The following is a 2,006-nucleotide window of genomic DNA, read 5'->3' as shown; positions in this document are numbered from 1 at the left end:
CCAACAAATCGCATTTCATCAAGAAATTCAACAAGCAAAGCAAGCTGGGAGTGTGACGACTTATTTAAAAGAATTCTGTCCCGCTCCCTTTACTTTGCCTGGCAACGTCCTACTCTAGCGGAACGTAAATCCAACTACCATCGGCGCTAAGGAGCTTAACTTCTGTGTTCGGCATGGGAACAGGTGTGACCTCCTTGCCATTGTCACCAGACAAGAGAATGATTATACATTCAAAACTAGATAGTAAGTAAATGATTTTGCTTCGCAAAACTTTGAAATAAATTGATTAAGTCTTCGATCGATTAGTATTCGTCAGCTCCACGTGTCGCCACGCTTCCACCTCGAACCTATTAACCTCATCATCTTTGAGGGATCTTATAACCGAAGTTGGGAAATCTCATCTTGAGGGGGGCTTCATGCTTAGATGCTTTCAGCACTTATCCCGTCCATACATAGCTACCCAGCTATGCCGTTGGCACGACAACTGGTACACCAGAGGTATGTCCATCCCGGTCCTCTCGTACTAAGGACAGCTCCTCTCAAATTTCCTACGCCCACGACGGATAGGGACCGAACTGTCTCACGACGTTCTGAACCCAGCTCGCGTACCGCTTTAATGGGCGAACAGCCCAACCCTTGGGACCGACTACAGCCCCAGGATGCGATGAGCCGACATCGAGGTGCCAAACCTCCCCGTCGATGTGAACTCTTGGGGGAGATAAGCCTGTTATCCCCGGGGTAGCTTTTATCCGTTGAGCGATGGCCCTTCCATGCGGAACCACCGGATCACTAAGTCCGTCTTTCGACCCTGCTCGACTTGTAGGTCTCGCAGTCAAGCTCCCTTATGCCTTTACACTCTATGAATGATTTCCAACCATTCTGAGGGAACCTTTGAGCGCCTCCGTTACCTTTTAGGAGGCGACCGCCCCAGTCAAACTGCCCGCCTGACACTGTCTCCCACCACGATAAGTGGTGCGGGTTAGAAAGCCAACACAGCTAGGGTAGTATCCCACCAGCGCCTCCACGTAAGCTAGCGCTCACGTTTCAAAGGCTCCTACCTATCCTGTACAAGCTGTGCCGAATTTCAATATCAGGCTACAGTAAAGCTCCACGGGGTCTTTCCGTCCTGTCGCGGGTAACCTGCATCTTCACAGGTACTATGATTTCACCGAGTCTCTCGTTGAGACAGTGCCCAAATCGTTACGCCTTTCGTGCGGGTCGGAACTTACCCGACAAGGAATTTCGCTACCTTAGGACCGTTATAGTTACGGCCGCCGTTTACTGGGGCTTCGATTCGTAGCTTCGCAGAAGCTAACCACTCCTCTTAACCTTCCAGCACCGGGCAGGCGTCAGCCCCTATACATCACCTTACGGTTTAGCAGAGACCTGTGTTTTTGATAAACAGTCGCTTGGGCCTATTCACTGCGGCTCTTCTGGGCTTGCACCCTAAAGAGCACCCCTTCTCCCGAAGTTACGGGGTCATTTTGCCGAGTTCCTTAACGAGAGTTCGCTCGCTCACCTTAGAATTCTCATCTTGACTACCTGTGTCGGTTTGCGGTACGGGCACCTATTATCTATCTAGAGGCTTTTCTCGGCAGTGTGAAATCAACGACTCGAGGAAACAATTTCCTCTCCCCATCACAGCTCAATCTTAAGAGTGCCGGATTTGCCTAACACTCAATCTCACTGCTTAGACGTACAATCCAATCGTACGCTTCGCCTATCCTACTGCGTCCCCCCATCGATTAAAACGATGTTAGGTGGTACAGGAATATCAACCTGTTATCCATCGCCTACGCCTGTCGGCCTCAGCTTAGGACCCGACTAACCCAGAGCGGACGAGCCTTCCTCTGGAAACCTTAGTCAATCGGTGGACGGGATTCTCACCCGTCTTTCGCTACTCACACCGGCATTCTCACTTCTAAGCGCTCCACATGTCCTTGCGATCATGCTTCAACGCCCTTAGAACGCTCTCCTACCATTGTCCTACGGACAATCCACAGCTT

Annotated in this window: 2 rRNA genes; both read right to left on the bottom strand. The window is 50.7% G+C overall.

Annotation, left to right across the window (positions count from 1 at the left end):
* Nucleotides 1-96: 96 nt before the first annotated feature.
* Nucleotides 97-211, bottom strand: a 5S ribosomal RNA gene (rrf, locus tag KA858_RS08775).
* Between the two features lie 71 nt (nt 212-282).
* Nucleotides 283-2,006 (bottom strand): 23S ribosomal RNA (locus KA858_RS08770); the annotation flags it as partial.

Source organism: Staphylococcus sp. GDX8P80P (assembly GCF_017893095.1).
In the GTDB taxonomy this organism is placed as follows: Bacteria; Bacillota; Bacilli; order Staphylococcales; family Staphylococcaceae; genus Staphylococcus; species Staphylococcus borealis.
The sequence above is the reverse complement of the archived record's forward strand: the minus strand, read 5'-3'. Positions and strand labels throughout refer to the sequence as shown.